Genomic DNA, 24,931 nt, shown 5'->3' on the forward strand with positions numbered 1-24,931 from the left:
GGATTGATGATGGAACTCAATAGCATCAAGCCTGCAGACGGCGCCAAGCACGCCAAGCGTCGCGTTGGCCGCGGTATCGGTTCCGGTCTGGGTAAGACCGCCGGTCGTGGTCACAAGGGTCAGAAATCGCGTTCGGGTGGCTACCACAAGGTAGGCTTCGAAGGCGGTCAAATGCCTTTGCAGCGTCGCCTGCCCAAGCGTGGCTTCAAGTCGCATCTGCTGAAGTTCAATGCAGAAGTGAGCTTGTCCGAGCTGGAACAGCTCGGCCTGGCCGAAGTGGATCTGGCTGCTCTGAAGCAAGCCGGTCTGGTTGGTTCAATCGCTAAGGTGGTCAAGGTCATCAAGAGCGGTGAAATCAGCAAGGCTGTCAAGCTCAGCGGTATCGGCGCTACTGCCGGTGCCAAGGCTGCCATCGAAGCTGCCGGTGGCAGCATCGCCTGATTAATGTTCTGAAAGAAGACATCCGTGGCTACTAGCGCAGCTCAAATTGCAAAAACCGGTAAGTTCGGCGATCTACGTCGTCGTCTGGTTTTTCTGTTGCTCGCGCTGGTCGTTTACCGTATCGGGGCACATATCCCCGTTCCGGGCATCGACCCAGCGCAGCTGCAGCAGCTGTTCAATGGCCAGCAGGGCGGCATTCTCAATCTGTTCAATATGTTCTCGGGTGGAGCGCTTTCGCGCTTCACAGTGTTCGCACTGGGGATCATGCCGTACATCTCGGCATCGATCATCATGCAGCTGATGACTTATGTCCTCCCGCAGTTCGAGCAGCTGAAAAAAGAAGGTGAATCGGGTCGTCGCAAGATTACCCAGTTCACCCGCTACGGTGCTTTGGCACTGGCGATTTTTCAGTCCTTGGGTATTGCCGTAGCTTTGGAAAGCCAAGCAGGTCTGGTTCTGAGCCCGGGTTTCGGCTTCCGCCTCACAGCGGTGGTCAGCCTCACGGCCGGTACTATCTTCCTGATGTGGCTCGGTGAACAGATTACTGAACGTGGTCTGGGCAACGGTATCTCGATACTGATTTTTGGCGGTATCGCTGCAGGCTTGCCAAGCTCTATTGGAGGTCTGCTGGAACTGGTGCGCACCGGTGCCATGAGCATCCTGGCTGCGATCTTCATTGTCCTCGTTGTGGCAGCCGTGACGTATTTCGTCGTGTTTGTTGAACGAGGCCAGCGCAAGATCTTGGTGAACTACGCACGTCGTCAGGTCGGAAACAAGGTGTATGGTGGTCAGTCTTCGCACTTGCCACTGAAGTTGAACATGGCAGGTGTGATTCCTCCCATCTTCGCTTCCTCGATCATCTTGCTGCCTGCGACTGTGGTGAATTGGTTCAGTGCAGGGGAATCCATGCGCTGGCTGAAGGATATTGCGAGTACGTTGACCCCTGGTCAGCCGATCTATGTCATCCTTTATGCTGCCGCGATCATTTTCTTCTGCTTCTTCTACACGGCCCTGGTCTTCAACAGCCGGGAAACTGCCGACAACCTGAAGAAGAGCGGCGCGTTCATCCCCGGGATCCGTCCTGGTGATCAGACCGCACGCTACATTGACAAGATTCTGGTTCGCCTGACCCTGGCTGGCGCGATCTACATCACCTTCGTGTGCTTGTTGCCGGAATTCCTGATCGTGAAGTACAACGTTCCGTTCTACTTCGGTGGTACATCGCTGCTGATTATTGTGGTGGTGACCATGGACTTCATGGCCCAAGTGCAGAACTACGTGATGTCGCAGCAGTACGAGTCGCTCTTGAAAAAGGCGAACTTCAAAGCTGGTATTTGATGAAAAAGGCAGACCTTCTGTGCCGAAGTGGCGCGAAGGCTGCCTGCTAATAGTTAGTAGACGCCCATCGATCTATCGCGGGCATTGTTTCCCGGTCGATAGGCCGAATGGATGTAGAGTTTTAGGAGAATGAAATGAGAGTTTCGGCTTCGGTCAAGAAAATCTGCCGTAACTGCAAGATCATCCGCCGCAAAGGTGTTGTGCGCGTGATCTGCACGGACCAGCGCCACAAACAGCGCCAAGGTTGATTGAAAGCATTAGAGGACTAATATGGCACGTATTGCTGGCATTAACATCCCACCGCACAAGCATGCTGAAATCGGCCTGACTGCCATCTTTGGCGTCGGTCGTACAACAGCTCGCAAAATTTGCGAAGCTTGCGGTATCGAGTATTCCAAGAAGGTCAAAGACCTGACGGACGCTGATCTGGAAAAGATCCGTGACTTCCTGAATCCAATGACCTTGGAAGGTGATCTGCGTCGCGAAACCACCATGAACATCAAGCGTTTGATGGACATTGGTTGCTACCGCGGTTTCCGTCATCGTCGTGGTCTGCCCATGCGTGGTCAGCGTACCCGCACGAATGCCCGTACCCGCAAGGGTCCGCGCAAGGGTGCAGCGGCTTTGAAGAAATAAGAGATTGAAAGATCACTATGGCTAAATCTCCCGCAAACAACGCAGCTGCTCGCGTTCGCAAGAAAGTCCGTAAGAACATTTCGGACGGCATTGCACACGTGCACGCTTCGTTCAACAACACGATCATCACTATCACCGACCGTCAAGGCAACGCTCTGTCGTGGGCTTCGTCGGGTGGCCAAGGCTTCAAGGGTTCGCGTAAGTCGACTCCTTTTGCAGCTCAGGTCGCATCGGAAGTGGCTGGTCGCGCAGCGATCGAACAGGGCATCAAGAACCTGGACGTCGAAATCAAGGGTCCCGGTCCCGGCCGTGAATCTTCGGTTCGCGCCCTGGGTGCTCTGGGCATCCGTATCACTTCCATCGCGGACGTGACACCGGTTCCCCACAACGGCTGCCGCCCTCAAAAGCGCCGTCGTATCTAATCCAAATCAAGCCCACCGCCGCCCAGATGCATTAGCATCGCGGGCGGCTCCCGTGTTTGCGCACGGTAGATGACACAAAGGAAATCAAGTGGCACGCTATATCGGCCCCAAGGCCAAACTCTCCCGCCGTGAAGGCACCGATCTGTTCCTGAAGAGCGCTCGTCGCTCCATCGCTGACAAGGCTAAGTTCGACACCAAGCCTGGTCAACATGGCCGCACTTCGGGTCAGCGCACTTCCGACTACGGTCTGCAACTGCGTGAAAAGCAGAAGGTCAAGCGCATGTACGGCGTGCTGGAAAAGCAATTCCGCCGTTACTTCGAAGCTGCTGATCGCAAGCGTGGCAACACTGGTGCCAACCTGCTGTCGCTGCTGGAATGCCGTCTGGACAACGTGGTGTATCGCATGGGCTTTGGCTCCACACGCGCTGAAGCACGCCAGCTGGTGTCGCACAAGGCTATCACCGTGAACGGCCAGTCCGTGAACATTCCTTCCTTCTCCGTGAAGGACGGCGACGTGATCGCTCTGCGCGAAAAGTCCAAGAAGCAAGCTCGCGTTGTCGAAGCTCTGCAACTGGCCGGCCAAGTGGGCTTCCCCGCATGGGTTGAAGTGTCTGCCGACAAGGCTGAAGGCACTTTCAAGAAGTCTCCTGACCGCGACGAATTCGCAGCCGACATCAACGAATCTCTGATCGTTGAGTTGTACTCGCGTTAATCGTTAGCAGCGACATTTCTGTAAACCGTCCCCACGGCGCGAGGCATCGCGCCGTGGGTGCTTCACCAGCCTTACCGGTGTAACGAGCCGAGGGTATTGAGAGGAAGTCTGCATGCAAACGAATTTGCTGAAGCCCAAGACAATCAATGTCGAACAGCTTGGCCACAATCGTGCCAAGGTTGTTCTGGAGCCGTTTGAGCGCGGCTACGGCCATACGCTGGGCAATGCCCTGCGCCGTGTCCTGCTCTCCTCCATGGTGGGTTACGCAGCGACGGAAGTAACGATTGCTGGAGTGCTGCATGAGTACTCCTCGATCGATGGTGTCCAGGAAGATGTAGTCAACATTCTGCTGAATCTCAAGGGTGTGGTGTTCAAGCTGCACAACCGTGACGAAGTCACCCTGAGCTTGCGCAAGGATGGTGAAGGTGTTGTCACGGCTCGTGATATCCAGACTCCCCATGACGTGGAAATCGTCAACCCTGATCATGTGATCGCCCACCTGTCGCAAGGCGGCAAGCTGGACATGCAGATCAAGGTGGAAAAGGGTCGCGGTTATGTGCCCGGTAACGTGCGCCGCTACGGTGACGAATCGACCAAGTCGATCGGCCGTATCGTGCTCGACGCTTCGTTCTCGCCCGTCAAGCGCGTGAGCTACGCTGTCGAATCCGCTCGTGTGGAACAACGTACCGACCTGGACAAGCTGGTTCTGGAAATCGAAACCAACGGTGCCATCACCGCAGAAGACGCAGTGCGCGCTTCCGCCAAGATTCTGGTGGAGCAGCTGGCTGTGTTTGCTCAGCTCGACGGCGGCGATATCGCCAGCGTGTTTGATGCTCCTGCAGGCAACCGTGGTGCCGCTACCGCCTTTGATCCAATCTTGCTGCGTCCCGTGGACGAGCTGGAACTCACCGTGCGTTCGGCCAACTGCCTGAAGGCAGAGAACATCTACTACATCGGCGACCTGATTCAGCGTACCGAAAACGAGCTGCTCAAGACTCCTAACCTGGGTCGCAAGTCGCTCAACGAGATCAAGGAAGTTTTGGCTTCCCGCGGTCTGACGCTGGGCATGAAGCTCGAAAACTGGCCACCTGCTGGCTTGGAAAAGCGTTAATCGCTATAATTGAGAGTTCCGCTTTAGGGTGGAACAGTGCCTCGGGCAGTACCTGATACGGCTGCCTGATTTAATTTAAAAAGATCTACGGATCAAAGGAAAGCACCATGCGTCACGGTCACGGCCTCCGCAAACTGAATCGCACTTCGTCTCACCGCAAGGCGATGTTGCAAAACATGATGAACTCGCTGATCGAACACGAAGCGATCAAGACCACGGTCCCCAAGGCCAAGGAACTGCGCCGCGTCATCGAGCCCATGATCACTCTGGCCAAGGTTGACACCGTTGCCAACCGCCGTCTGGCTTTCGACCGTCTGCGCGACCGCGACAGCGTGACCAAGCTGTTCAACGTGCTGGGTCCCCGTAACGCCAAGCGTCCTGGCGGCTACACCCGTATCCTGAAGATGGGCTTCCGCGTGGGCGACAACGCTCCCATGGCCTTCGTGGAACTGGTGGAAGTTGCTGAAGAAGCTGCAGCAGCCAAGGCTGAATAAGCTCTAGCAGGCCCCAAAGCCTGCTATAATTTGGAATACCGCGCGATGGAGCAGTCTGGTAGCTCGTTGGGCTCATAACCCAAAGGTCGGAGGTTCAAATCCTTCTCGCGCAACCAAATTGAAAACGCCCGCTGACAACAGCGGGCGTTTTTGTTTTTGTGGCCCGCACATCTTGTGCGCTATGGCTGTTTTTGCTGACTACCTATCACTTAAAAAGTGAGCTGCTTGCGCTTTTTTCATTTGAACTTCAGTGTGAATATGCTTTGAAGTCATTTTTAAACCGGTGCTAGTTGCTCCTGTTTTTGCTTTTCTCATGGCTGACGCATTGACTGTTCCCGGTACGCTGGGCATTGACTTCGGAACCTCCAACTCGGCTGCAGCCTACCGTCTGCCCGGCCAGACTGCGCGTCTGCTACCGTTGGAGGGGGCTGCCACCGGCATGCCCACGGCCTTGTTCTTCAACACCGAAGAGCACCGAACCTATTTCGGCCGTGCCGCCATGGGCCAGTACCTGGAGGGTGAAGAGGGCCGCTTGATGCGCTCGCTCAAAAGCCTGCTGGGCAGCGCCTTGCTGCAGGAAAAGACGGCGGTACACGACAAGCTGATGAGCTATGAGGACATCATTGCCATCTTTTTGAAGCATGTGGCTGAAAAAGCCCGCACGGCGCTCGACGGCCGCCTGCCGGAGCGCGTCGTCATGGGCCGTCCCGTGCATTTTGTGGATGCCCACCCCGAGCGCGATCGCCAGGCCCAGGAATCCCTGGCTGCCGCGGCGCGTACGGCCGGCCTGGGCGAGGTGAGTTTTCAGCTGGAGCCGATTGCTGCAGCGCTGGATTACGAGCAGCGTCTGCAGGCCGAGTCTGTGGTGCTGGTGGTCGACATCGGCGGCGGTACCTCCGACTTCACCGTGGTGCGACTGGGCCCGCAGCAGGCGCTGCATGCCGATCGCAAGCAGGACATTCTGGCCACCACCGGCGTGCACATCGGCGGTACGGACTTTGACCACCGCCTCAACGTGGAGCAGGTCATGCCGCTGCTGGGCTACAGGCATATAGGCCCCACCGGGCGTGAAGTGCCCAGCGGTGTGTTCTTCGATCTGTCCACCTGGCATCTGATTCAGTGGCTGTATTCGCCCAAGGCCTTGGCCGGGGCGCGCAATCTCAAGAGCGATTACCGCGATCAGCAACTCCACCAGCGCTTGATGAAGGTGCTGGAATGGCGCGAAGGCCACAGGCTGGCCAACACCGTGGAGCAGGCCAAGATTGCCGCATCCAGCACCAGTGCGGCGGCGGCCCTGGAGCTCGATTGGCTGGAGGCTGGTCTGGCGGCCCAGATCTCTCCCGAGGTGCTGCACAGCCAGTTGCAGCATCTGCTGCTGCAGGTGGTGGCTTGCGCTCAGGAATGCGTGCAGTTGGCCGGCATGGACAAGCCCGATGCGATCTATCTGACGGGTGGCTCTTCGGCACTACGCACCCTGCGCGATGCGCTGCAGCAGGCCTTCCCGGATACGCCTCAGGTCGAAGGCGATCTGTTCGGCGGCGTTGCCACCGGGCTGGCCTATGCGTGAATGCCCCCTGAGCGGCTGCGCCGCTTCCCCCGGAGGGGGACGACGCCATCGCTGCGGGGCGGCCCTTGCTCGGCGCCCTGGCTTGGCCTGTGCCCGGTTTGATGCTTAGTTGCTGTCCGCTTCGCGCTTGAGTTCCAGGGCACGCTCATAGAGCGTGTTGCGGCCGGTGCCCGTGATCTCGGCGGCCAGTTTGACGGCGGTCTTGGTGGGTAGCTCGACCAGCAGCAGTTTGAGCACGCGCTCGGCTTCGCCCGATTCCTGTGGCACGGCAACGGGGTGTAGCACGATGGCGAATTCGCCTTTCACGCGCTGGGGCGAGGCCTGCAGCCAGGCGGCCAGCTCGCTGGCGGGCATGGTGGCAATATCTTCAAACTGCTTGGTGATCTCGCGCGCCAGCGTGACCGGGCGCGCACCCAGCGTGGCCAGGGCCTGCGCCATATCAATGATGCGGTGCGGCGCTTCCAGTAGCACCGTGCAGCGTGATTCGCCGGCCAGCTTTTGCACGGCGGACAAGCGCTCTGCATTCTTGGTGGGCAGAAAACCGGCAAAGACAAAACCGCTTTCACCCTGAGCCGGGGTGACGGCTCCCGCCACGCTGATGGCCGATGTCACGCTGCTGGCTCCGGGCAGGGGAATGCTGCGCAGACCCACGGCCTGCAAGGCTGCGCACAGGCGGGCACCGGGATCGCTCACGCCCGGGGTGCCGGCATCGCTGACATAGGCAATGCGCTGGCCTTGCTGCAGGCGCTCTATTACTTGCTGGGCGGCTTCGGCCTCGTTGTGCTGGTGCACGGCCAGCATCTGGTTGCCCGGGCGCTCCAGTCCGTAGCTGCGCAGCATACCTTGCGTGTGGCGCGTGTCCTCGCAGGCAATGCAGTCCACGGTTTTGAGCACATGCAGGGCGCGCAGGCTGATGTCGGCCAGATTGCCAATCGGCGTCGCCACCACATACAGGGCTCCCTGCGGATAATGCTGGGACGCAGCCGCATCATGTGCGGCAGTCAGTGCAGAGGCGAAAGAGGTAGTCAATGGATTTCCTTGGAAGCAAAAGCGCCACAGTGGCGACCACCAGCACACAGCGCGGGCAGTGGGCCGAAGAGCAGGCGCTCAGGCATTTACAGGCGCAAGGCCTGAAGCTGATTGAGCGCAATTATCGAACGCCGGGCCGCGGCGGGGGTGAAATCGATCTAATCGTGCGCGATCGCGACGGGTCTCTGGTGTTTGTCGAGGTCAGAAGCCGCAACACCGGGCGCTTTGGCGGCGCGGCGGCCAGCATAGGCCAGTCCAAGCAGCAGCGCATTGTGCTGGCCGCCCGCCACTATCTGTTGAAGTTTGCCGCGCCGCCGCCGTGCCGCTTCGATGTGGTGCTGGTGGATACATCGGGTGCGCAAAACCGCGTGCAATGGCTCAAGGCCGCCTTTGATGCCCTGTAGTTCCAGCGTCATAGTCTTATATGCAAAATGCGGCTGTAACACTGATGCGTAAATAACGGTTCGCTACGAAAGAGATAACAGCTGGCAGGTATCATCGGGCTTCCATGCTAGAGCAACGAATTCAACAGCATTTCATCGACAGCGCCGACCTGAAGTATCAGGCCGCACAAGCGCTGAGCCAGCCCATTGCATCTGCCGTTCAGGCCATGCTGGCTTGCGTGACCGGTGGTGGCAAGGTGCTGGCCTGCGGTGCAGGTATTTCCGCCAGTGATGCGCAATTGTTCGCTTCCCTTTGTGTGACCGGTTTTGAGCGTGCCCGCCCCGAGCTGGCAGCCATTGCGCTGGTCTCCGATGGCGGCCTGCTGGGCACCGTGGGGGCCACGGGCTCGGGGGGCAATGCCACGCAATATCTGGCACGCCAGGTGCGGGCTCTGGGTCAGCCCGGCGATCTGCTGCTGGCCATGTCGGTCAGCGGCAACGATGCTGCGGTGCAAGATGCGGTGGAAGCAGCCCACGAGCGCGACATGATGGTGGTGGTGCTGAGCGGGCGCAGCGGTGGCAATCTGGCCGTCCAGGTGCGCGAGACCGATGTGCTGATCTGCGTGCCCCACGACCGTGCGGCACGCGTGCGCGAAACCCATACCTTGATCCTGCACTGTCTGGCCGACGGTGTGGACGCCCAACTACTTGGTGACCAGGAGATGCCTTTATGAAGTTTCAGTGGACCCGTGTGGCATGTGCTGCGCTGACGGCAGCGGCTTTGAGTGCTGCTCTGGGCGGTTGCGTGGCCCTGGTGGGTGGCGGAGCTGCCGTGGCCGGCATGTCGGCCCTGGATCGCCGGACCACAGGCTCGCAAGTCGAAGATCAGGGCATCGAGCTGCGCGCCGATAACCGCATCAATGAAGTGATGGGCGAGAAGGCCCGTGTCAGCGTGACCAGCTACAACCGCGTGGTGTTGCTGACCGGTCAGGCCGGCAATGCCACGGACAAGCAAACCATAGAGAAGCTGGTGCGCGAACAGCCGACGGTGCGCCAGGTCTATAACGAAGTGGAGGTGCTGCCGTTCACGGCCACGCTGAGCCAGCGCTCCAAGGACACCATGATCACCGGCCAGGTCAAGGCCAGCCTGGTGAATGCCAAGGACATCAGTTCCTCGGCCATCAAGGTGGTGACCGAGAACAATGCGGTCTACCTCATGGGCATCGTGACTCCGCGCGAAGCCAAACGTGCTGCCGAAATTGCGCGCGGCGTGAATGATGTGACCAAGGTGGTGCGCCTGTTTGAAGTGATCTCCGAAGACGAGCTGGCTGCCATGCAGACCAAGCCGGCACCGGTCATCGAAGACGATACGGCCAACAAGTAAGCGCGCCAACACATCAAAAAGCCGGACATAGGTCCGGCTTTTTTCATGCCTTCGCGGATCAGCGCAGGCGCTGGATCAGGCTGGAGGTATCCCAGCGGTTGCCGCCCATGTCCTGCACATCGGCGTAGAACTGGTCGACCAGGGCCGTGACCGGCAGGCGGGCCCCGTTGTTCTTGGCCTCTGCCAGAACCAGGCCCAGATCCTTGCGCATCCAGTCCACGGCAAAGCCGAAGTCGAATTTGCCCACCACCATGGTCTGGGCGCGATTGTCCATTTGCCAGCTCTGTGCCGCGCCTTTGCCGATCACGTCCAGCACCTTGGGCATGTCCAGGTTGGCGCGCAAGCCAAAGGCAACGGCTTCGGACAGACCTTGCAGCAGTCCGGCAATGCAGATCTGGTTGACCATCTTGGTCAGCTGGCCCGCGCCGCTTTCGCCCATATAGGTAAAGGCGCGCGAGAAAGCTTCGGCCACGGGAGCGACCCGCTCGAAGGCTGCTTGATCGCCGCCACACATCACCGTGAGCTGGCCGTTGACCGCACCGGCCTGGCCGCCGGACACCGGCGCATCGATGAAGTGCAGGCCGCGCTTTTGCGCTTCGGCATACAGCTCGCGCGCCACTTCGGCGGAGGCTGTGGTGTGGTCCACAAAAATGGCGCCTGGCTGCATGCCGGCGAAAGCGCCGTCGTCGCCCAGGGTCACGGCGCGCAAATCATCGTCATTGCCCACGCAGCAAAACACCATCTGTGCACCGGCTGCAGCTTCGCGGGGCGTGACGGCGCTGTGGCCGGAGCGGAACTCTTCCTGCCAGCTCTGGGCCTTGGCCGGGCTGCGGTTGTAGACGGTGACCTGATGGCCGGCCTGTGCCAGATGTCCGGCCATGGGCGAACCCATGACGCCCAGGCCCAGAAATGCCACGGGCAGGGCGGAGGTCGGGGCGTAGCTGCGGGGATGGATGGAGGTGGTGCTCATGGCGCGATACCCAGATTGAATTACACGATGGTCAGGTGTTCGGTGCCTGCGGCCAGATCTTGTGCGCGGGCGCGCTGGCTGTTGAGCTTGATCTGCAGGCGCAAGTCGTTGACGGAGTCCGCATTGCGTAGCCCGTCTTCATAGGTGATGAGATTGGATTCGAACAGGTCGAACAGCGCCTGGTCAAAGGTCTGCATGCCGATATTGCGGCTTTTCTTCATGATCTCCTTGATTTCGGCCACTTCGCCCTTGAAGATCAGATCGGAAATCAGCGGCGAGTTGAGCATCACCTCGATGGCGGCCACGCGTCCCTTGCTGTTTTGTTTGGGAATCAGGCGCTGCGAAATCATGCCGCGCAGGTTCAGCGACAAGTCCATCAGCAGCTGCGGGCGGCGCTCTTCGGGGAAGAAGTTGACGATGCGATCCAAGGCCTGGTTGGCATTGTTGGCGTGCAGCGTGGCCAGACACAGGTGACCGGTTTCGGAGAAAGCAATCGCATGCTCCATGGTCTCGCGGTCGCGGATTTCGCCCATCATGATCACGTCGGGTGCCTGGCGCAGCGAGTTCTTGAGTGCCGCTTCCCAGCTGTCGGTATCCAGGCCCACCTCGCGCTGGGTGACCACGCAGTTCTTGTGCGGATGCACAAACTCCACCGGATCTTCCACCGTCACGATATGGCCGAAGGAGTTTTCATTGCGCCAGTCCACCATGGCAGCCAGCGTGGTCGATTTGCCCGAGCCGGTGGCACCGACCAGAATGCACAGACCGCGCTTGGTCATGGCCACTTCCTTGAGCACCTGGGGCACGCCCAGACCGTCGATGGTGGGCAAGACGGTGGGAATCGTCCGCAGCACCAGGCCTACCTTGCCCTGCTGCAGGAAGGCATTGACCCGAAAACGGCCCACGCCGGCAGGCGAAATGGCGAAGTTGCACTCCTTGGTCAGCTCGAAGTCGGCGGTCTGCTTGTCGCTCATGATGGCGCGTGCCAGTGTCAGCGTGTGCACCGCCGTCAGCGGCTGGGGCGATACCTTGGTGACCTTGCCGTCAATCTTGATGGCAGGCGGAAATTCTGCCGTGATGAACAGGTCGCTGCCGTTTCGGCTGACCATGAGTTTGAGCAGATCGTTGATGAATTTGCTGGCCTGATCTCTTTCCATGATGTTCCTTGAGTGTCAGTGATTCATCGCACTACGCGGCATCAGCATTGCATAAAACTGGCGCAATCCAAGCGAGAGACGGCCAGCAAGGGCCGCCCCGCAGCGTGGGCTGCCCCAGCAAAGGCCGTCGTCCCCTTGGGGAAGGCGCGAAGCGACTCAGGGGGCATCTCACCCCGGGAAGTTATCTGGGATCTTGGCCTTGCTGCGGGCCTCGGCCGAGGTGATGACGTTGCGGCGCACCAGATCGGTCAGATTCTGGTCCAGAGTCTGCATGCCCACGTTCTGGCTGGTCTGGATGGTGGAGTACATCTGCGCCACCTTGGCCTCGCGGATCAGATTGCGGATGGCGCTGGTGCCCAGCATGATCTCGTGTGCCGCAATGCGGCCCTGACCGTCCTTGGTTCTGCACAGCGTCTGGGAGATCACGGCCTGCAGCGACTCCGACAGCATGGCCCGCACCATTTCCTTTTCCTCGGCCGGGAAGACGTCGATGATACGGTCTATGGTTTTGGCCGCGCTTGAGGTGTGCAGGGTGCCAAATACCAAGTGACCGGTTTCCGCCGCCGTCATGGCCAGGCGAATGGTTTCCAGGTCGCGCATTTCACCCACCAGGATGGCATCCGGGTCTTCGCGCAGCGCAGATTTCAGCGCCGCAGCAAAAGACCGCGTCATGGGGCCGACTTCGCGTTGGTTGATCAGGCACTTCTTGGAGTCGTGCACGAATTCGATAGGGTCTTCCACCGTCAGGATGTGACCGTACTCGGTCTCGTTGAGGTGGTTGACCATGGCGGCCAGCGTGGTCGATTTGCCCGAACCTGTGGGGCCGGTCACCAGGACCAGGCCGCGAGGCTTGAGTGCCAGATCGCCGAAGATCTTGGGCGCGTTGAGCTGCTCCAGTGTCAGGATCTTGCTGGGGATGGTACGAAAGACTGCCGCGGCGCCGCGATTCTGGTTGAAGGCGTTGACACGGAAACGGGCCAGACCTTCGATCTCGAAGGAAAAGTCCACTTCCAGAAACTCTTCGTAGGCCTTGCGCTGGGCATCGCTCATGATGTCGTAGACCATGGCATGTACGGTCTTGTGATCCAGCGCGTCCACATTGATGCGGCGTACATCGCCGTGGACTCGGATCATGGGCGGCAGGCCGGCGGACAAATGCAAGTCCGAAGCCTTGTTCTTTACGCTGAAAGCCAGCAATTGCGTGATGTCCACGGAAAGCCCCCTCGTATTTGATACTCTGGCGGTAATTATGACGACGATTGAAAACAATCTGGGGCAGATTCGTGCCCGTATGGCCACGGCTTGTGCACAAGCCGGCCGCCAGACTGAGCATGTGCAGCTGCTAGCAGTCTCCAAAACCTTTGGCGCAGACGCGGTGCGCGAGGCCGTACTGGCCGGCCAGCGCAGCTTTGGCGAAAACTATATTCAGGAGGCGGTGGACAAGATCGCCGCCGTGCGTGCCATGCAGCTGCCGAGCGGCGCCGAGCTGCAATGGCATTGCATAGGCCCTATCCAGAGCAACAAGACGCGGCTGGTGGCCGAGCATTTCGACTGGGCCCAGACCGTGGACAGGCTCAAGATTGCCGAGCGCCTGTCGGCTCAGCGGCCTGCAGGCATGAAGCCGCTGCAGATTTGCATTCAGGTCAATGTCGATGGCGGCGAAACCAAGTCCGGAGTGGCACCTGCCGACGCGCTGGCTTTGGCCCAGGCCGTCGCCGCGCTGCCCGGTCTGGTGTTGCGCGGCATCATGAGTATTCCCGATGATGCTCCTGATTTTGAAGCGCAATGCGCAGTACATGAAAAGGCTAGAGTCTTGTTCGAGCGCATAAAAAGCAGTGCGCTGCCGGGGCTTGAACAGTTCGACACCCTGTCCATGGGCATGACGGGTGACCTGGAGGCTGCCGTGGCCGCAGGCAGCACCATGGTGCGGGTGGGTAGCGGGATATTTGGAAGGCGTACCTACGGTACGCCCACCCCCTGAGGCGCTGCACGCCTTCCCCCTCTCTCGCTTAGCGGGAGGGGGACAACGCCCTCGCTGCGGGGCGGCCCTTGCTCGGCGTTTCTGACTTGGGCCGCGCCGGTGTTGGCGTTAGCGGCTGTGTTGCAGCTTCGCTCAAGGCCGCTTCATCTGGCATTCCGTTGGTAAATCCACCTGTTGGGCTGAATAAATAGCATCGGTTCTGAAGCCGTAGTTCGTTCCTTCCCATCCGGTCTTGACCAGCTTGCCGTCCACCGGCGCGATGGTGTTGACCACCTGGGGCAGCAGCAGCTGGTGATCCTTGCCGCGCATCTTCACGGGGCCGAAGACGGTGTCCATGGACATGTCTTCCATGGCCTTGGCAATCTTCACGGGTTCGGTGGACTGGGCTTTGGCCATGGCGGCGGCCAGCATGCGCGGCACGAGATCCATGCGCGGAGCCAGAAAATCCTGATTCATCCTGGCCTTGTACTCCTTGGCGCGGGCATCGGCCTGGGTCCGATCCGCCATGCCGGGGTGCCATTCGGCCACCCAGGTCACCTGACTGATCTTGGCTTGGGAGATGGAAGTCACCGTGCCCGGAAAGCCGCCGGCGCTGTGGTTGAAATAGCGCAGTTTGTAGCCGGCATCGCCGGCGGATTTGAGCAGCAGCGTCAGATCCTGCCCCCAGTTGCCGGTAATGACCGAGTCCGTGCCCAGCTCCTTCATCTTGGAGACATAGGGGGCAAAGTCCTTGATGCGCCCCATGGGGTGCAGTGTCTCGCCTACAAACTGGATATCGGGTCTGGCCTGGCCCACCATCTGACGGCCGTAATTGGCCCATTGCTTGCCGTGGGCGTAGTCCTGGTTGAGCAGAAAGACTTTCCGTATCTCGGACTGGCTCTTGATGTAGTTGGCGATCGCCTGCATGCGCATGGCAGTGTTGGCATCGAACATGAAGTGCCAGAAGCTGCAGGCCTTGCCCGTGAGTTCGGGATCGATGGAGGAGTGGTTGAGTATCAGCACCTCCTTGCCCGGATTGCGCTGGTTGTAGCGCGCAGCCGCCTGCACCAGCGCCGTGACCACGGAAGAGCCCGAGCCACCCGTCACCACCACGCGAGCGCCCTGGTCGATGGCCGCTTGCAGCGCACTCTGGCTTTCCTGTGCCGAGAGCTTGCTGTCGAACTGCAGCAGCTGCAACTTGGCACCGTTGTACAAGCCGCCTTGGGCATTCACATCGTCGACCGCGTACAGCACATGGTTGCGCATCACCTCGCCCACATTGGCAAACGGGCCGGAGAGCGGATCGATAAAAGCCATCTTGAAAGGCTCTGCAGCCTGGGCTGAAAGCGTGGCTGAGCACAGCGCTGCGGCTGCGGCAAGAGCGGTGAAGCGAGGGGGCATGGATGGGTCTCCTGGAGTGGTGAGCGGGCGGCCGTCGTCCACCGGCGGTTGCGGCCTGTCTTACTGGTGTCCGACAGACACTTCTAACGGTCGTATCTAGCTCTTGGCGGCTTTTTTGGGCACCGTCTCTGGCGGTGTGGCGCGGTCCTTGTTCTTCGCTGCCGCACGATGTTTTTTCACGGCTTTGCCGGCCGCCATGGTTGTTGCGGCCGGAGTCAGCCCCAGCACGCGGGTGGCCAGCTCGGTCAGCTCGGTCACCATCTCGGCCGTGCCCAGGCGTCCATCGGGGCGGTACCAGTTGTAGAGAAAACCGGGCAGGCTGCAGGCCGCCTGGGCCGTGATGCGGGTTTCGCGAAAGTCGAAATGCCCGCTGGACCGGCCTTGCTCCAGCAGGGCGCAGAACTCCTTGTAGAACTTCTGGGCTACGGCGCGCGATGCCTTCAGATAGGCGGGGCTGAAAGCCTGCGGTTCGCGGTAGGGGAAAAAGCCGGCCGGGTAATGCGCAATCGTGGCCGCAATCAGCCGCTGCAGCCCGTCCACGGCTTTCTCATGGGCCGGGCGCGGATCGTCCGCCGCAAAGTCCAGCACCGTGAAGCAGGCCTCGGTGGGCGACCAGCACAGGGTCTCGAAAATTTCCTGCTTGTTGCGAAAGTAGTAATAGACAAAAGGCTTGGTCACCCCCAGCGCCTGCACGATCTGCTCGATGGTGGTGTTGGCGTAGCCATTGCGGTCGAACAGGGCTTCGGCGGCCTTGAGTATGCGTTCGCGTTTCTCGTCCGAGCCTGCTGTGGGCAGGCGCTGGCGGCCCTTGGGCGCTGCCGGTGCAGAAGGTGCTTTCTCTTTCATTTCTGGGGCGTTTGGCTGCGGGTTTTCGCGTGTCGCGATGGTTATACCGATGGGTAGTATTGTTCTACCAGCGGGTATATATTTGCAAGACATCAAGTCCTGCATTCACTCAAGACAATCCCTGAGATCGCGGGAAACACCGCGCCAGGGCTTGATTTGCAACAGACACCTAGGAGACAAACCATGGCTGATTCTGCGTCCCTCATTCCCTTGCATGAGGTCTTGCGCCGCAACGCGCGCAACCATCCCGAGCGTGATGCCTACCTCTGGTACGGCCAGCACATCAGCTGGCGACAGATGGATGAGAGCAGCGATGCCGTGGCCGCGTATCTGCAAGGCCTGGGAGTGAGAAAAGGCGAGCCGGTGGCCTTGTTCATGAACAACTGCCCGCAGTACATCGTGGCGCACTACGCCATCCAGAAAATCGGCGCCATCGTCTGCCCCTGCGGCCCGCTGAACAAGGAGCATGAGCTGGACTACCAGCTCAACGATTTGCAGGCCCGCATCATCATTGCCGCCGACAGCTTGCTGCCGATAGTGGACAAGGTGCGCGCCAGCACCCGCTTGCAACATGTGCTGGCCGTGCGCTATGCCGAATGGCTGCCATCGCACGCCACTTTGCCGCTGCCGCCAGAGCTGCAGCAGCCCATGCAACCTCTGCCTGACTCTGTGATCTCGTTCTGGGATGTGATGCACAGCGGCGCCAGGCCGCAGCCGGTGGCGGTAGCCATGGACGATGTGGCGCTGATGACCTATACCTCGGGCACCACCGGTCTGCCCAAGGGAGCCATGCTCAGCTTTGGCAGTGCCGCACACAAGACGGCTGCAGCGGCCGAGTCTTCCGATGTCTCGGGCCAGGACATGTTGCTGGCCGTGGCGCCGCTCTATCACATTGCCGGCATGTCCATGGGGGTGAATATTCCCGTGCACAGCGGTGCGCCCTGCGTGCTGCTGCACCGCTTTGATCCGCTGGCCGTGGCCCAGGCCATAGAGCGCTATCGCGTGAGCTGGTGGTACAGCATCGCGCCCATGAACGTGGCGCTGATGCAAGTCCCTGGCGTGGAGAAGATGGACCTCACATCGCTGCGGCGCAACACGGTCACCAGCTTCGGCATTACCTATACCCAGGAGCTGGCCGAGCAATGGCGGCGCTACACGCCGAACTGCGTCTCCAGCGAGGCCGCCTACGGCTTGAGCGAGACCCACACCATGGACACCACCATGCCCGGCAACGCCATACGCTGGGGCACGCATGGCAAGCCGGTGCCGGGCAACGAGATCCGCATCGTCGATCCGGAAACCGGCCGGCAGCTGGCCGCCGACGAGGTGGGCGAAATCATCATTCGCGGCCCCGGCAACTTCAAGGGCTACTGGAACAAGCCCGAGGCCACGGCCAAGACGCTCAAGGACGGCTGGGTCTACACGGGCGACATGGGCAGGATCGATGCCGATGGCTATCTGACCTTCATAGGTCGCTTCAAGGAAATGATCAAGGTCTCGGGCTACAGCGTGTTTCCGGAGGAGGTGGAAACACTGCTGATCAAGCACCCGTCGATTGCGCAGGCGGCGGTGATTGGCATGCCCGATCCGCAAAAAGGCGAGATCGTGCGCGCCTTCATCGTGCGCAAGCCGGGGCAAAGCCTGGAGGTCGATGAGCTGCTGAGCTGGGCCAAGGCGAACATGGCCAATTACAAGGCACCGCGCGAGGTGCGCTTTATTGACGCACTGCCGGCCACGGGCGCGGGCAAGGTCTTGCGTCGCCTGCTGCGGGATATGGCTTGAAATGGGCCGTGACGCATATATGGCAATCGCTTATAGCTATTGAATTGAGAGTTCTATGTTTGAAAAAGTCCTGATCGCCAATCGCGGCGAGATCGCCTTGCGCGTGGTGCGCGCGCTGCAGGAGCTGGGTGTGTCCAGTCTGGCCGTGTATGCGCAAGACGATGCAGCTGCCGCGCATGTGGCTGCAGCGGACGAGGCTGTGGCGCTGGATGCCAGCGGACCGTCGGCCTATCTGGACGGCGCGCGGCTGCTGCAGATTGCGCAGCGCCATGGCTGCGATGCCCTGCATCCGGGCTATGGGTTTTTGAGCGAAAGCGCAGACTTTGCCAAGGCCTGCGCCGCAGCCGGCGTGCGCTTTGTCGGCCCCACGCCGGAGCAGCTGGCCTTGCTGGGCGACAAGGCGCGCGCCCGTGCGCTGGCGCAGCAAAGCGGCGTGCCGCTGATGCCGGGCAGCCTGAAGGCCGTCACGCTGGCCCAGGCCCAGGATTTTTTTGCAACCCAGAAAGCCGGCGGTGCTACGGGCATCATGATCAAGGCCATTGGCGGCGGCGGCGGGCGCGGCATGCGTGCCGTGATGGAGGCCGACGAGGTGGCTGCCGCCTATGAGCGCTGCTGCAGCGAAGCCCGCGCCGCCTTTGGCGTGGACGGCGTGTATGTGGAGCGCCTGATGACGGGTGCACGCCATATCGAGGTGCAGATTCTGGGCGACGGCAGCGAATGGCCGATGGCGCTGGGCGAGCGTGAATGCACGCTGCAGCGGCGCTTTCAGAAGCTGGTGGAAATCGCGCCCAGCCCGAGCCTGACCCAGGAGCTGCGTGCACGCATCACCCAGGACGCGCTGCGCATGGCCGGCGATATCCGCTATGAAGGCCTGGGCACGTTTGAATTTCTGGTGGATCTGAATTCCACGGTCTTGCCCTATGTGTTCATCGAGGCCAACCCGCGCTTGCAGGTGGAGCACACGATTACCGAAGAGGTGTTTGGTGTGGATCTGGTGCAGGCACAGATCCGCCTGGCGGCAGGCGATCACTTTGCCGATCTGGGCCTGGACGCGAACCGGCCGCCGCAGCCGCGCGGCTATGCCGTGCAATGGCGTATCAATGCCGAAACGCTGGATGGGCAAGGCAACTCCCGTCCGGGAAGCGGCCGTATTGCAGAGCTGCGCTGGCCGCAAGGCCCGGGCATTCGCATCGACAGCCATGCGCAACAGGGCGCCAGCCCATCGCCGCATTACGACACCTTGCTGGCCAAGCTCATAGTGCACAGCAACGCGCCGCGTTTTGAGGATGTGCTGCGCCGCTCGCAGCGCGCTCTGGCCGAGTGCCGGATTGCCGGATTCGCCACCAATCTGCCGCTGCTGCAGGCGCTTGCCGAGCGGCCCGAGATGCAAAGCCAGGCCGTGCATACGCGCTGGCTGGAAGAAGTCCTGCCGCAGTTGGTGGGTGCTGCTGAAAAGATAGCAGACAGCGCTAATTTTCAAAAGAATTCAGCGCTTAACTCGGCTGAAATCCAATCCAATCAAGCGCAAGATGCTCCTGAAAATGCTGTGCTGGCGCCCATGCCGGCCAGAGTGGTGCAATGGTCTGTCGCTGCGGGTGAGACGGTCGCCAAAGGCGCGGAGCTGGGCATTCTCGAAGCCATGAAGATGCAGCACGTGCTCTTGGCCCAGCAGGCCGGCACGGTCCAGGCCTTGCTGGCCGAGTCCGGCAGCTATGTGGTGCAAGACCAGCCGCTGCTGGTGCTGCAGGCTGCCGTCGGTGATGCGGCGCAGGCCGAAGTGGCCGGACAGGCGCAGGACCCGGAGCATATTCGTGCCGACCTGCAGCGGGTCAAGGACAGACACGCTTTGACGCTGGATGCGGCGCGGCCCCAGGCCATGGACAAGCGCCATGCGCAGGGTTCTCGCAGTGCCCGCGAGAACATTGCCGATCTTTGCGATGCCGGCAGCTTTATCGAATACGGCGCGCTGGCGATTGCAGCGCAAAGCCGTCGCCGCAGTCTGGAAGACCTGGTGGCCAACACACCGGCGGACGGCATGGTGACGGGCATTGGCTCCATCAATGCCGCTGAATTTGGCGAGCAGCCATCGCGCGCCGTTGTCATGGCCTATGACGCCACGGTGCTGGCCGGTACGCAAGGGGCACGCAACCATGCCAAGACGGATCGCATGCTGGGCATTGCCCTGCAGCAAAAGCTGCCCGTGGTGCTGTTTGCCGAAGGCGGCGGCGGCCGACCCGGCGATACCGATATTCCCGTGGTGGCCGGCCTGCATGTCCATACGTTTGCCGCCTATGCCGCGCTCTCGGGCCAGGTGCCCGTGGTGGGCATCACCCACGGCCGCTGCTTTGCGGGCAATGCCGCGTTGCTGGGCTGTAGCGATGTGATCATTGCCACGCGCAGCAGCCATATCGGCATGGGCGGGCCGGCCATGATCGAGGGCGGCGGCCTCGGGGTTTTCAAGCCCGAGGAGATAGGCCCGGTCGGCGTGCAGCACCCCAATGGCGTGATCGATATTCTGGTGGAGGACGAAGCGCAGGCCGTGGTGGCAGCCAGGCATTACCTCTCTTTTTTTCAGGGGCGCACGCAGGCCTGGTCGGAGCCCGATACGCGCATGCTGCGCCATGTGGTGCCAGAGAATCGTCTGCGCGCCTACGACACGCGCACCGCCATGCAAGGCCTGGTGGATGAAGCCAGCTTGCTCATGCTGCGCACCGGCTTTGGTCTGGGCATTCATACCGCCTTGGCGCGCATCCAGGGCAGGCCCGTGGGACTGATGGCCAACAACCCCTTGCATCTGGGCGGAGCCATTGACGCCGATGCGGCCGACAAGGCAGCGCGCTTCATGCAGCTGTGCAACGCCCATGGACTGCCCATCGTCAGCCTGGTGGATACGCCGGGCTTTATGGTCGGCCCGGAGGTGGAAAAAATGGCGCAGGTACGCCATGTCAGCCGCTTGTTTGTAAGCGCCGCCAAGCTGCGCGTGCCGTATTTCAGCGTGGTGCTGCGCAAAGGCTATGGGCTGGGTGCCATGGGCATGACAGCGGGCAGCTTTCATGCGCCCATCTTCAACGTGGCCTGGCCCACGGGCGAGTTCGGCGCCATGGGGCTGGAAGGCGCGGTGCGCCTGGGCTTTCGCAAGGAGCTTGAAGCCTTGCCCGAGGGTGCAGCGCGTGATGCTCTGTTCCAGAAACTGCTGGACAAGGCCTATGCCCACGGCGAAGCCATGCATATGGCGGCCACGCTGGAGATCGATGCCGTTATCGACCCCGCAGACACGCGGGCCTGGCTGGTGCGCGGCCTGGCCGGCAGCCAGGTGCGCGAGAGCGTGGGGGGCTTCATAGACACCTGGTGAGCCGGCGCTGCGCGCCTTCAAAAAGCTGCCATGAATGCACGGGGATAGCGCGTGTTTTGAAACGCTGTCACCTGTGTTTTTACCGGTGGCCGGGCCGCCCGTGCATGGCCGCAGCCCATGCTAAGCTGGATGTTCCCAATGAGCAGCCCGGCAATGCACGGTGCTGCCGACCGCGCCCTTGATGTGCAGGGGCGCGGCCTTTTTGACTGGAGATGATTCATGCCCGGACTGCTTCCCGATATCGATCCCGATGGCCTGCTCGAGTTCTCGGTGGTCTACACCGATAGAGCGCTCAACCACATGTCCAAGAAGTTTGTGGGCGTGATGCAGGACATTCTGGTCACGCTCAAAGAGGTCTATCACGCCCACACGGCCGTGCTGATCCCCGGCAGCGGCACTTTCGGCATGGAAGCCGTGGCGCGCCAGTTCGCGAATCGCGAGAAGGTGCTCATCGTGCGCAACGGCTGGTTCAGCTACCGCTGGACGCAGATTTTCGACGCCGATGCCGGCCTGGGCGGCGGTTCCGTGGTCTGCAAGGCGCGCAAACAGGGAGAGGGCGCTCAGGACCCCTGGGCACCATGTCCCGCCGCCGAGGTGGCCGAGACCATTCGCACGGAGCGTCCCAAGGTGGTGTTTGCTCCACATGTGGAGACGGCCAGCGGCATTTTGCTGCCCGATGAATATCTGCGTACCGTGGCCGATGCCGCACACGAAGTCGGCGCGCTGTTCGTGCTCGATTGCGTGGCCTCGGGTGCCATGTGGGTGAACATGAAAAGCACCGGTGTGGATGTGTTGATTTCTGCGCCGCAAAAAGGCTGGAGCAGCTCGCCTTGCTGCGCCATGGTCATGCTGTCCGAGCGCGCCCGCACGGCGATTGAAGACACGAAAAGCTCCAGCTTTTCCTGCGATCTGAAGAAGTGGATGCAGATTGCCGAGGGCTATGAAAAAGGCCAGCACGCCTATCACACCACCATGCCCACCGATGCCCTGCTGCGCCTGCGCGATGTGATGCTGGAAACGCGTGCCTACGGCTTTGCCAAGGTGCGCGAGGAGCAGATTGCGCTGGGTACCAAGGTGCGATCCCTGTTGCAGTCGCGCGGTTTCCCCAGCGTGGCGGCCGAAGGTTTCAAGTCGCCGGGCGTGGTGGTCAGCTACACCACCGATGCCGAAATTCAAAGCGGCCGCGCCTTCATGAAGGTAGGCCTGCAAACCGCTGCCGGCGTGCCGCTGCAATGCGATGAAGGCCCCGATTTCAAGACCTTCCGTCTGGGCTTGTTCGGCCTGGAAAAATGGCATGACGTGGATCGCAGCGTGGGGCATTTGTCCAAGGCGCTGGACGATATCGGCATTCCGGCTGCCAAGGCCTGAGCATGAAGCTGCCGCGCATGGGCGTGCTGCCCGTCGTGATGGCTGCGGCCCTGCTGTTGTCTGGGCCCATGGCCCGGGCCGAGAGCGTGAGCCGTGCGCCCACTTCGGTCAGACTGCCCGCCGAGGCTGCAGCCGGCAAGTTGTTTGAAGGCTCGCGCTGGGCCGTGAGTTACAACGCCGGCGAAGGCGAGCGCATGTATGACGTGCAGCTGCATGGCGGCGGCCGCATGATCAATACCGATCCCAATGACCGAACCCACGACAACGATCGCTGGGAGGCCAAGGGCAAGTACCTCATCCTGCGCTTTAACGACAGTTACGCCGTTTACATGGGTACGCTGCAAAGTGATGGCAGTCTCAAGGGCCAGGCCAGCAATGTGGTGGGTGACAGCTGGCCCTGGACGGGCCGTCCATCGCGTGGCGATACGACGGCGCGTTAATTTCCACCGGTATTTGCGTCATCGCGTATGGCGCTTTGTTTGAAGAAAAGCGAATCAGCAAATGAACACGATTGCACAGGCCCTGGTGGCCGCATCCGCACTGGCTTTCGGCTTGGCAGCGCAAGCCGCCGAACCCGTGACCACGGCCAGCGGCCTGATCTACCAGAGCGTGACCGAAGGCACGGGTGCCAGCCCCAAGGCCTCGGACAAAGTCACGGTGCATTACCGCGGCTATTTTCCCGAGACGGGCAAGGAATTCGACAGCTCCTATGCACGCAAGCAGCCCATCGATTTTCCGCTCAACGGCGTGATTCCCTGCTGGACCGAAGGCGTGCAGAAGATGAAGGTCGGTGGCAAGGCCACGCTGACCTGCCCGGCCAGCATTGCCTATGGCAGCCGTGGGACCGGTCCGATTCCGCCCAATGCCACGCTGAAGTTTGATGTGGAGCTGCTGGCCGTCAAGGGGCGCTAAAAGAACTTGATAAAGGCTGAATGCTCTTGATTCAGGAGCGTTCAATGCCCAGCCGCTTGGCAGTGCGCTGCAGATTGGCCCTGTCCATCTGCAGCTCGCGCGCTGCGGCGGCCCAGCTGCCCTGGTGGCGGGTCAGCGCATCGGCTACCAGTTGGCGCTCATAGCTCTGCAGCCTCTCGCGCAGACCGGTATCGTCAGCTGCCTCGGGCACGGGCAGCTCTTTGGGTACGGCCGAAGAGGACGCTGGCGCAGGCCCGGAGGCCGGCGATTCTTCCCATAAATCCTGTACCCCTATGCTGACCATGCGCGGCCGCTTTGCCTGGCTGTCGCTGCTTGCCGCCGTGGTCTGACGGCTCAGGGCCTTGAGCACGGCGCGGCTGATCAGATGCTCCAGTTCGCGCACATTGCCCGGCCAAGGCTGTAGCAGCAGGGCCGACTGTGCTTGCGCATCCAGGCGCAAGCCGCCCAGGCCCAGGCGGGAGCGGTTCTCTTCCAGAAAATATCCGGCCAGTAGCAGCACATCGCTATCGCGCTCGCGCAGCGCCGGCACCTGCAGCGGATAGACGTTGAGCCGGTGATAGAAGTCGGCCCGCATGCGCCCGGCCCGCACTTCTTCGGCCAGATCGCGGTTGGTGGCGGCCACCACGCGCACATCCACATGGTGCTCGCGGTCGGATCCCAGTCGCTGCAGCTGCCCGCTTTGCAGCACGCGCAGCAACTTGGCTTGCACGGGCAAGGAGAGCTCCCCCACTTCATCGAGAAACAGCGTGCCCTGATCGGCCTGCTCGAACTTGCCGCGCCGCTCGCTTTGCGCGCCGGTGAAAGCGCCGCGTACATGGCCGAAAAGCTCGCTTTCCACCAGATTGTCCGGCAGGGCCGCGCAATTGATGCTGACCAGGGGCTTGTCTGCGCGGGCGGACTGGGCATGCACAGCCTGTGCCACCAGCTCCTTGCCGGTGCCGGTTTCGCCGGTAATGAGCACGCTCAGATCGCTGGCAGCCACCAAGCCTATGTCTTTTTTGAGCTGGCGCATGGCGGGGCTGTGGCCCAGCATCTCGGGCTCGGAGCGGTTCGATTCGGTAAGAGTGGGATGAGCGCCCTCGCGCGCCATCTGGGTGAGTTGCTGCACGCGCTCGGCGGTGGCCACGGTGGCTGCGGCCAGGTTGCTGAAGGCCTGCAGCATGTCCAGCGCGGCGGCATCAGCAAAGCGGCCGGGCTCCAGTGCATCCAGCGTCAGCAGACCCCAGCTCAGGCCGCCGGTTTGCAGCACGCAGCCCATGCAGTCGTGCACGTCCAGCGGGCCGTGATGGGCGATCAAGCCGTCATAAGGGTCTGGCAGAGAGCTGTCGGGTTCAAAGCGCATGGCCTGGCCCGCCGCCAACAACTGGGCCAGCCGGGGATGTTCGGCCAGTCTGAAGCGCCTGCCCAGCGCATCGGGCACCAGGCCGTCTATGGCCACCGGGCGCAGCCATTCGCCTTCCAGGCGCAGCAGGGCCACGGCATCGGCCGGCAGCAAGGTGCGCAGGGCGGCAAGCAGGCGGCGCAGGCGCTCGCGCTCGGGCAGGTCCTGTGCCAGATCGGCCACCAGCGGGATGACGGCGTGAAGTATCTTGGTTGCGGTCATATCGACATTGTATGCAGTCAGTAAGACTGCTTTCTTGTAGAG

At 61.3% G+C, this 24,931-nt stretch carries 25 protein-coding genes and 1 tRNA gene; 19 read left to right on the top strand and 7 right to left on the bottom strand.

All coding sequences use genetic code 11. The features are described 5' to 3' along the window. Positions 1-9: 9 nt before the first annotated feature. From rplO to ACNAZA_RS05275, 10 genes are all read left to right on the top strand, one after another. On the top strand, positions 10-441 hold the full coding sequence (gene rplO / locus ACNAZA_RS05230; protein WP_120971933.1) for a 50S ribosomal protein L15: 432 nt from the start codon (positions 10-12) through the stop codon (positions 439-441). Between the two features lie 24 nt (positions 442-465). Next, entirely contained in the window at positions 466-1,779 is a 1,314-nt protein-coding gene (gene secY, locus ACNAZA_RS05235) for a preprotein translocase subunit SecY (protein WP_120971758.1), read from the top strand. Between the two features lie 134 nt (positions 1,780-1,913). Beyond that, on the top strand, positions 1,914-2,027 hold the full coding sequence (rpmJ, locus tag ACNAZA_RS05240) for a 50S ribosomal protein L36 (protein WP_003050535.1): 114 nt from the start codon (positions 1,914-1,916) through the stop codon (positions 2,025-2,027). Positions 2,028-2,049: 22 nt separating this feature from the next. Continuing rightward, a complete protein-coding gene (gene rpsM / locus ACNAZA_RS05245) occupies positions 2,050-2,415 on the top strand; it encodes a 30S ribosomal protein S13 (protein WP_120971757.1) in 366 nt (121 codons plus the stop codon). A 17-nt stretch (positions 2,416-2,432) separates the two neighbouring features. Next, entirely contained in the window at positions 2,433-2,837 is a 405-nt protein-coding gene (rpsK, locus tag ACNAZA_RS05250) for a 30S ribosomal protein S11 (RefSeq protein ID WP_120971756.1), read from the top strand. Between the two features lie 88 nt (positions 2,838-2,925). Then, positions 2,926-3,549 carry a 30S ribosomal protein S4 gene (rpsD, locus tag ACNAZA_RS05255; RefSeq protein ID WP_120971755.1) on the top strand — a complete coding sequence of 208 codons (624 nt, stop codon included), beginning with the start codon at positions 2,926-2,928 and terminating at the stop codon, positions 3,547-3,549. Between the two features lie 112 nt (positions 3,550-3,661). Further along, complete coding sequence (locus ACNAZA_RS05260; RefSeq protein ID WP_120971754.1) at positions 3,662-4,660, top strand: DNA-directed RNA polymerase subunit alpha; 999 nt, start codon at positions 3,662-3,664, stop codon at positions 4,658-4,660. A 107-nt stretch (positions 4,661-4,767) separates the two neighbouring features. Next, positions 4,768-5,154: a 50S ribosomal protein L17 gene (gene rplQ / locus ACNAZA_RS05265; protein ID WP_415795401.1), complete on the top strand. Its 387-nt coding sequence runs from the start codon at positions 4,768-4,770 to the stop codon at positions 5,152-5,154. Between the two features lie 39 nt (positions 5,155-5,193). Next, a tRNA-Met gene (locus ACNAZA_RS05270) sits at positions 5,194-5,270 on the top strand. Positions 5,271-5,467: 197 nt separating this feature from the next. After that, positions 5,468-6,721 (top strand): Hsp70 family protein, encoded by a 1,254-nt coding sequence (locus ACNAZA_RS05275; RefSeq protein WP_415795402.1) that lies wholly within the window; start codon positions 5,468-5,470, stop codon positions 6,719-6,721. Positions 6,722-6,826: 105 nt separating this feature from the next. Here the strand turns inward: ACNAZA_RS05275 and rsmI are convergent, their stop codons facing one another. Beyond that, complete coding sequence (gene rsmI / locus ACNAZA_RS05280; RefSeq protein ID WP_415795403.1) at positions 6,827-7,750, bottom strand: 16S rRNA (cytidine(1402)-2'-O)-methyltransferase; 924 nt, start codon at positions 7,748-7,750, stop codon at positions 6,827-6,829. On the opposite strand from rsmI, the gene ACNAZA_RS05285 reads away from it, so the two are divergent. The 3 genes from ACNAZA_RS05285 to ACNAZA_RS05295 all read left to right on the top strand — a co-directional run bounded on the left by ACNAZA_RS05285 (position 7,750) and on the right by ACNAZA_RS05295 (position 9,517). Further along, positions 7,750-8,154, top strand: coding sequence for a YraN family protein (locus ACNAZA_RS05285; protein WP_415795404.1), 405 nt, complete (start codon positions 7,750-7,752; stop codon positions 8,152-8,154). The genes rsmI and ACNAZA_RS05285 overlap by 1 nt on opposite strands. 104 nt (positions 8,155-8,258) lie before the next feature. Then, positions 8,259-8,867, top strand: coding sequence for an SIS domain-containing protein (locus tag ACNAZA_RS05290; RefSeq protein ID WP_120971749.1), 609 nt, complete (start codon positions 8,259-8,261; stop codon positions 8,865-8,867). Next, entirely contained in the window at positions 8,864-9,517 is a 654-nt protein-coding gene (locus ACNAZA_RS05295; RefSeq protein ID WP_415795407.1) for a BON domain-containing protein, read from the top strand. Before ACNAZA_RS05290 ends, ACNAZA_RS05295 begins: the two co-directional genes overlap by 4 nt. Before the next feature lie 58 nt (positions 9,518-9,575). On the opposite strand, the gene ACNAZA_RS05300 is transcribed toward ACNAZA_RS05295, so the two are convergent. From ACNAZA_RS05300 to ACNAZA_RS05310, 3 genes are all read right to left on the bottom strand, one after another. Then, positions 9,576-10,487: an NAD(P)-dependent oxidoreductase gene (locus ACNAZA_RS05300; RefSeq protein ID WP_415795409.1), complete on the bottom strand. Its 912-nt coding sequence runs from the start codon at positions 10,485-10,487 to the stop codon at positions 9,576-9,578. A 20-nt stretch (positions 10,488-10,507) separates the two neighbouring features. Continuing rightward, positions 10,508-11,644, bottom strand: a complete 1,137-nt coding sequence (locus ACNAZA_RS05305; protein ID WP_120971746.1) for a PilT/PilU family type 4a pilus ATPase — start codon at positions 11,642-11,644, stop codon at positions 10,508-10,510. A 168-nt stretch (positions 11,645-11,812) separates the two neighbouring features. Further along, positions 11,813-12,856, bottom strand: a complete 1,044-nt coding sequence (locus ACNAZA_RS05310) for a type IV pilus twitching motility protein PilT (protein WP_120971745.1) — start codon at positions 12,854-12,856, stop codon at positions 11,813-11,815. 37 nt (positions 12,857-12,893) lie between these two features. Here ACNAZA_RS05310 and ACNAZA_RS05315 point away from each other — a divergent pair, with 37 nt between their 5' ends. After that, the gene (locus ACNAZA_RS05315; protein WP_415795410.1) at positions 12,894-13,625 is read left to right on the top strand and encodes a YggS family pyridoxal phosphate-dependent enzyme; all 732 of its coding nucleotides are present in this window, start codon (positions 12,894-12,896) and stop codon (positions 13,623-13,625) included. Positions 13,626-13,757: 132 nt separating this feature from the next. Here ACNAZA_RS05315 and ACNAZA_RS05320 read toward each other — a convergent pair whose 3' ends face one another. Together ACNAZA_RS05320 and ACNAZA_RS05325 are read right to left on the bottom strand one after the other, a co-directional pair. Beyond that, on the bottom strand, positions 13,758-15,005 hold the full coding sequence (locus tag ACNAZA_RS05320; protein ID WP_415795411.1) for a branched-chain amino acid ABC transporter substrate-binding protein: 1,248 nt from the start codon (positions 15,003-15,005) through the stop codon (positions 13,758-13,760). A 96-nt stretch (positions 15,006-15,101) separates the two neighbouring features. After that, positions 15,102-15,851, bottom strand: a complete 750-nt coding sequence (locus tag ACNAZA_RS05325; protein ID WP_415795412.1) for a TetR/AcrR family transcriptional regulator — start codon at positions 15,849-15,851, stop codon at positions 15,102-15,104. 183 nt (positions 15,852-16,034) lie between these two features. Here ACNAZA_RS05325 and ACNAZA_RS05330 point away from each other — a divergent pair, with 183 nt between their 5' ends. The 5 genes from ACNAZA_RS05330 (at position 16,035) to ACNAZA_RS05350 (ending at position 23,265) form a co-directional block, all read left to right on the top strand. Next, positions 16,035-17,633: an AMP-binding protein gene (locus tag ACNAZA_RS05330; RefSeq protein ID WP_415795413.1), complete on the top strand. Its 1,599-nt coding sequence runs from the start codon at positions 16,035-16,037 to the stop codon at positions 17,631-17,633. A 55-nt stretch (positions 17,634-17,688) separates the two neighbouring features. Then, entirely contained in the window at positions 17,689-20,985 is a 3,297-nt protein-coding gene (locus ACNAZA_RS05335; RefSeq protein ID WP_415795414.1) for an acetyl-CoA carboxylase family protein, read from the top strand. A 219-nt stretch (positions 20,986-21,204) separates the two neighbouring features. Next, positions 21,205-22,353, top strand: coding sequence for an aminotransferase class V-fold PLP-dependent enzyme (locus tag ACNAZA_RS05340; protein ID WP_415795415.1), 1,149 nt, complete (start codon positions 21,205-21,207; stop codon positions 22,351-22,353). Positions 22,354-22,355: 2 nt separating this feature from the next. Further along, the gene (locus ACNAZA_RS05345) at positions 22,356-22,793 is read left to right on the top strand and encodes a hypothetical protein (RefSeq protein ID WP_415795416.1); all 438 of its coding nucleotides are present in this window, start codon (positions 22,356-22,358) and stop codon (positions 22,791-22,793) included. A gap of 61 nt (positions 22,794-22,854) precedes the next feature. After that, entirely contained in the window at positions 22,855-23,265 is a 411-nt protein-coding gene (locus ACNAZA_RS05350) for an FKBP-type peptidyl-prolyl cis-trans isomerase (RefSeq protein ID WP_415795417.1), read from the top strand. A gap of 31 nt (positions 23,266-23,296) precedes the next feature. Here the strand turns inward: ACNAZA_RS05350 and norR are convergent, their stop codons facing one another. Continuing rightward, entirely contained in the window at positions 23,297-24,889 is a 1,593-nt protein-coding gene (gene norR, locus ACNAZA_RS05355) for a nitric oxide reductase transcriptional regulator NorR (RefSeq protein ID WP_415795418.1), read from the bottom strand. Between the last annotated feature and the right edge of the window lie 42 nt (positions 24,890-24,931).

This window comes from Comamonas aquatilis, from assembly GCF_965139575.1.
In the GTDB taxonomy this organism is placed as follows: domain Bacteria; phylum Pseudomonadota; class Gammaproteobacteria; order Burkholderiales; family Burkholderiaceae_C; genus Comamonas; species Comamonas aquatilis.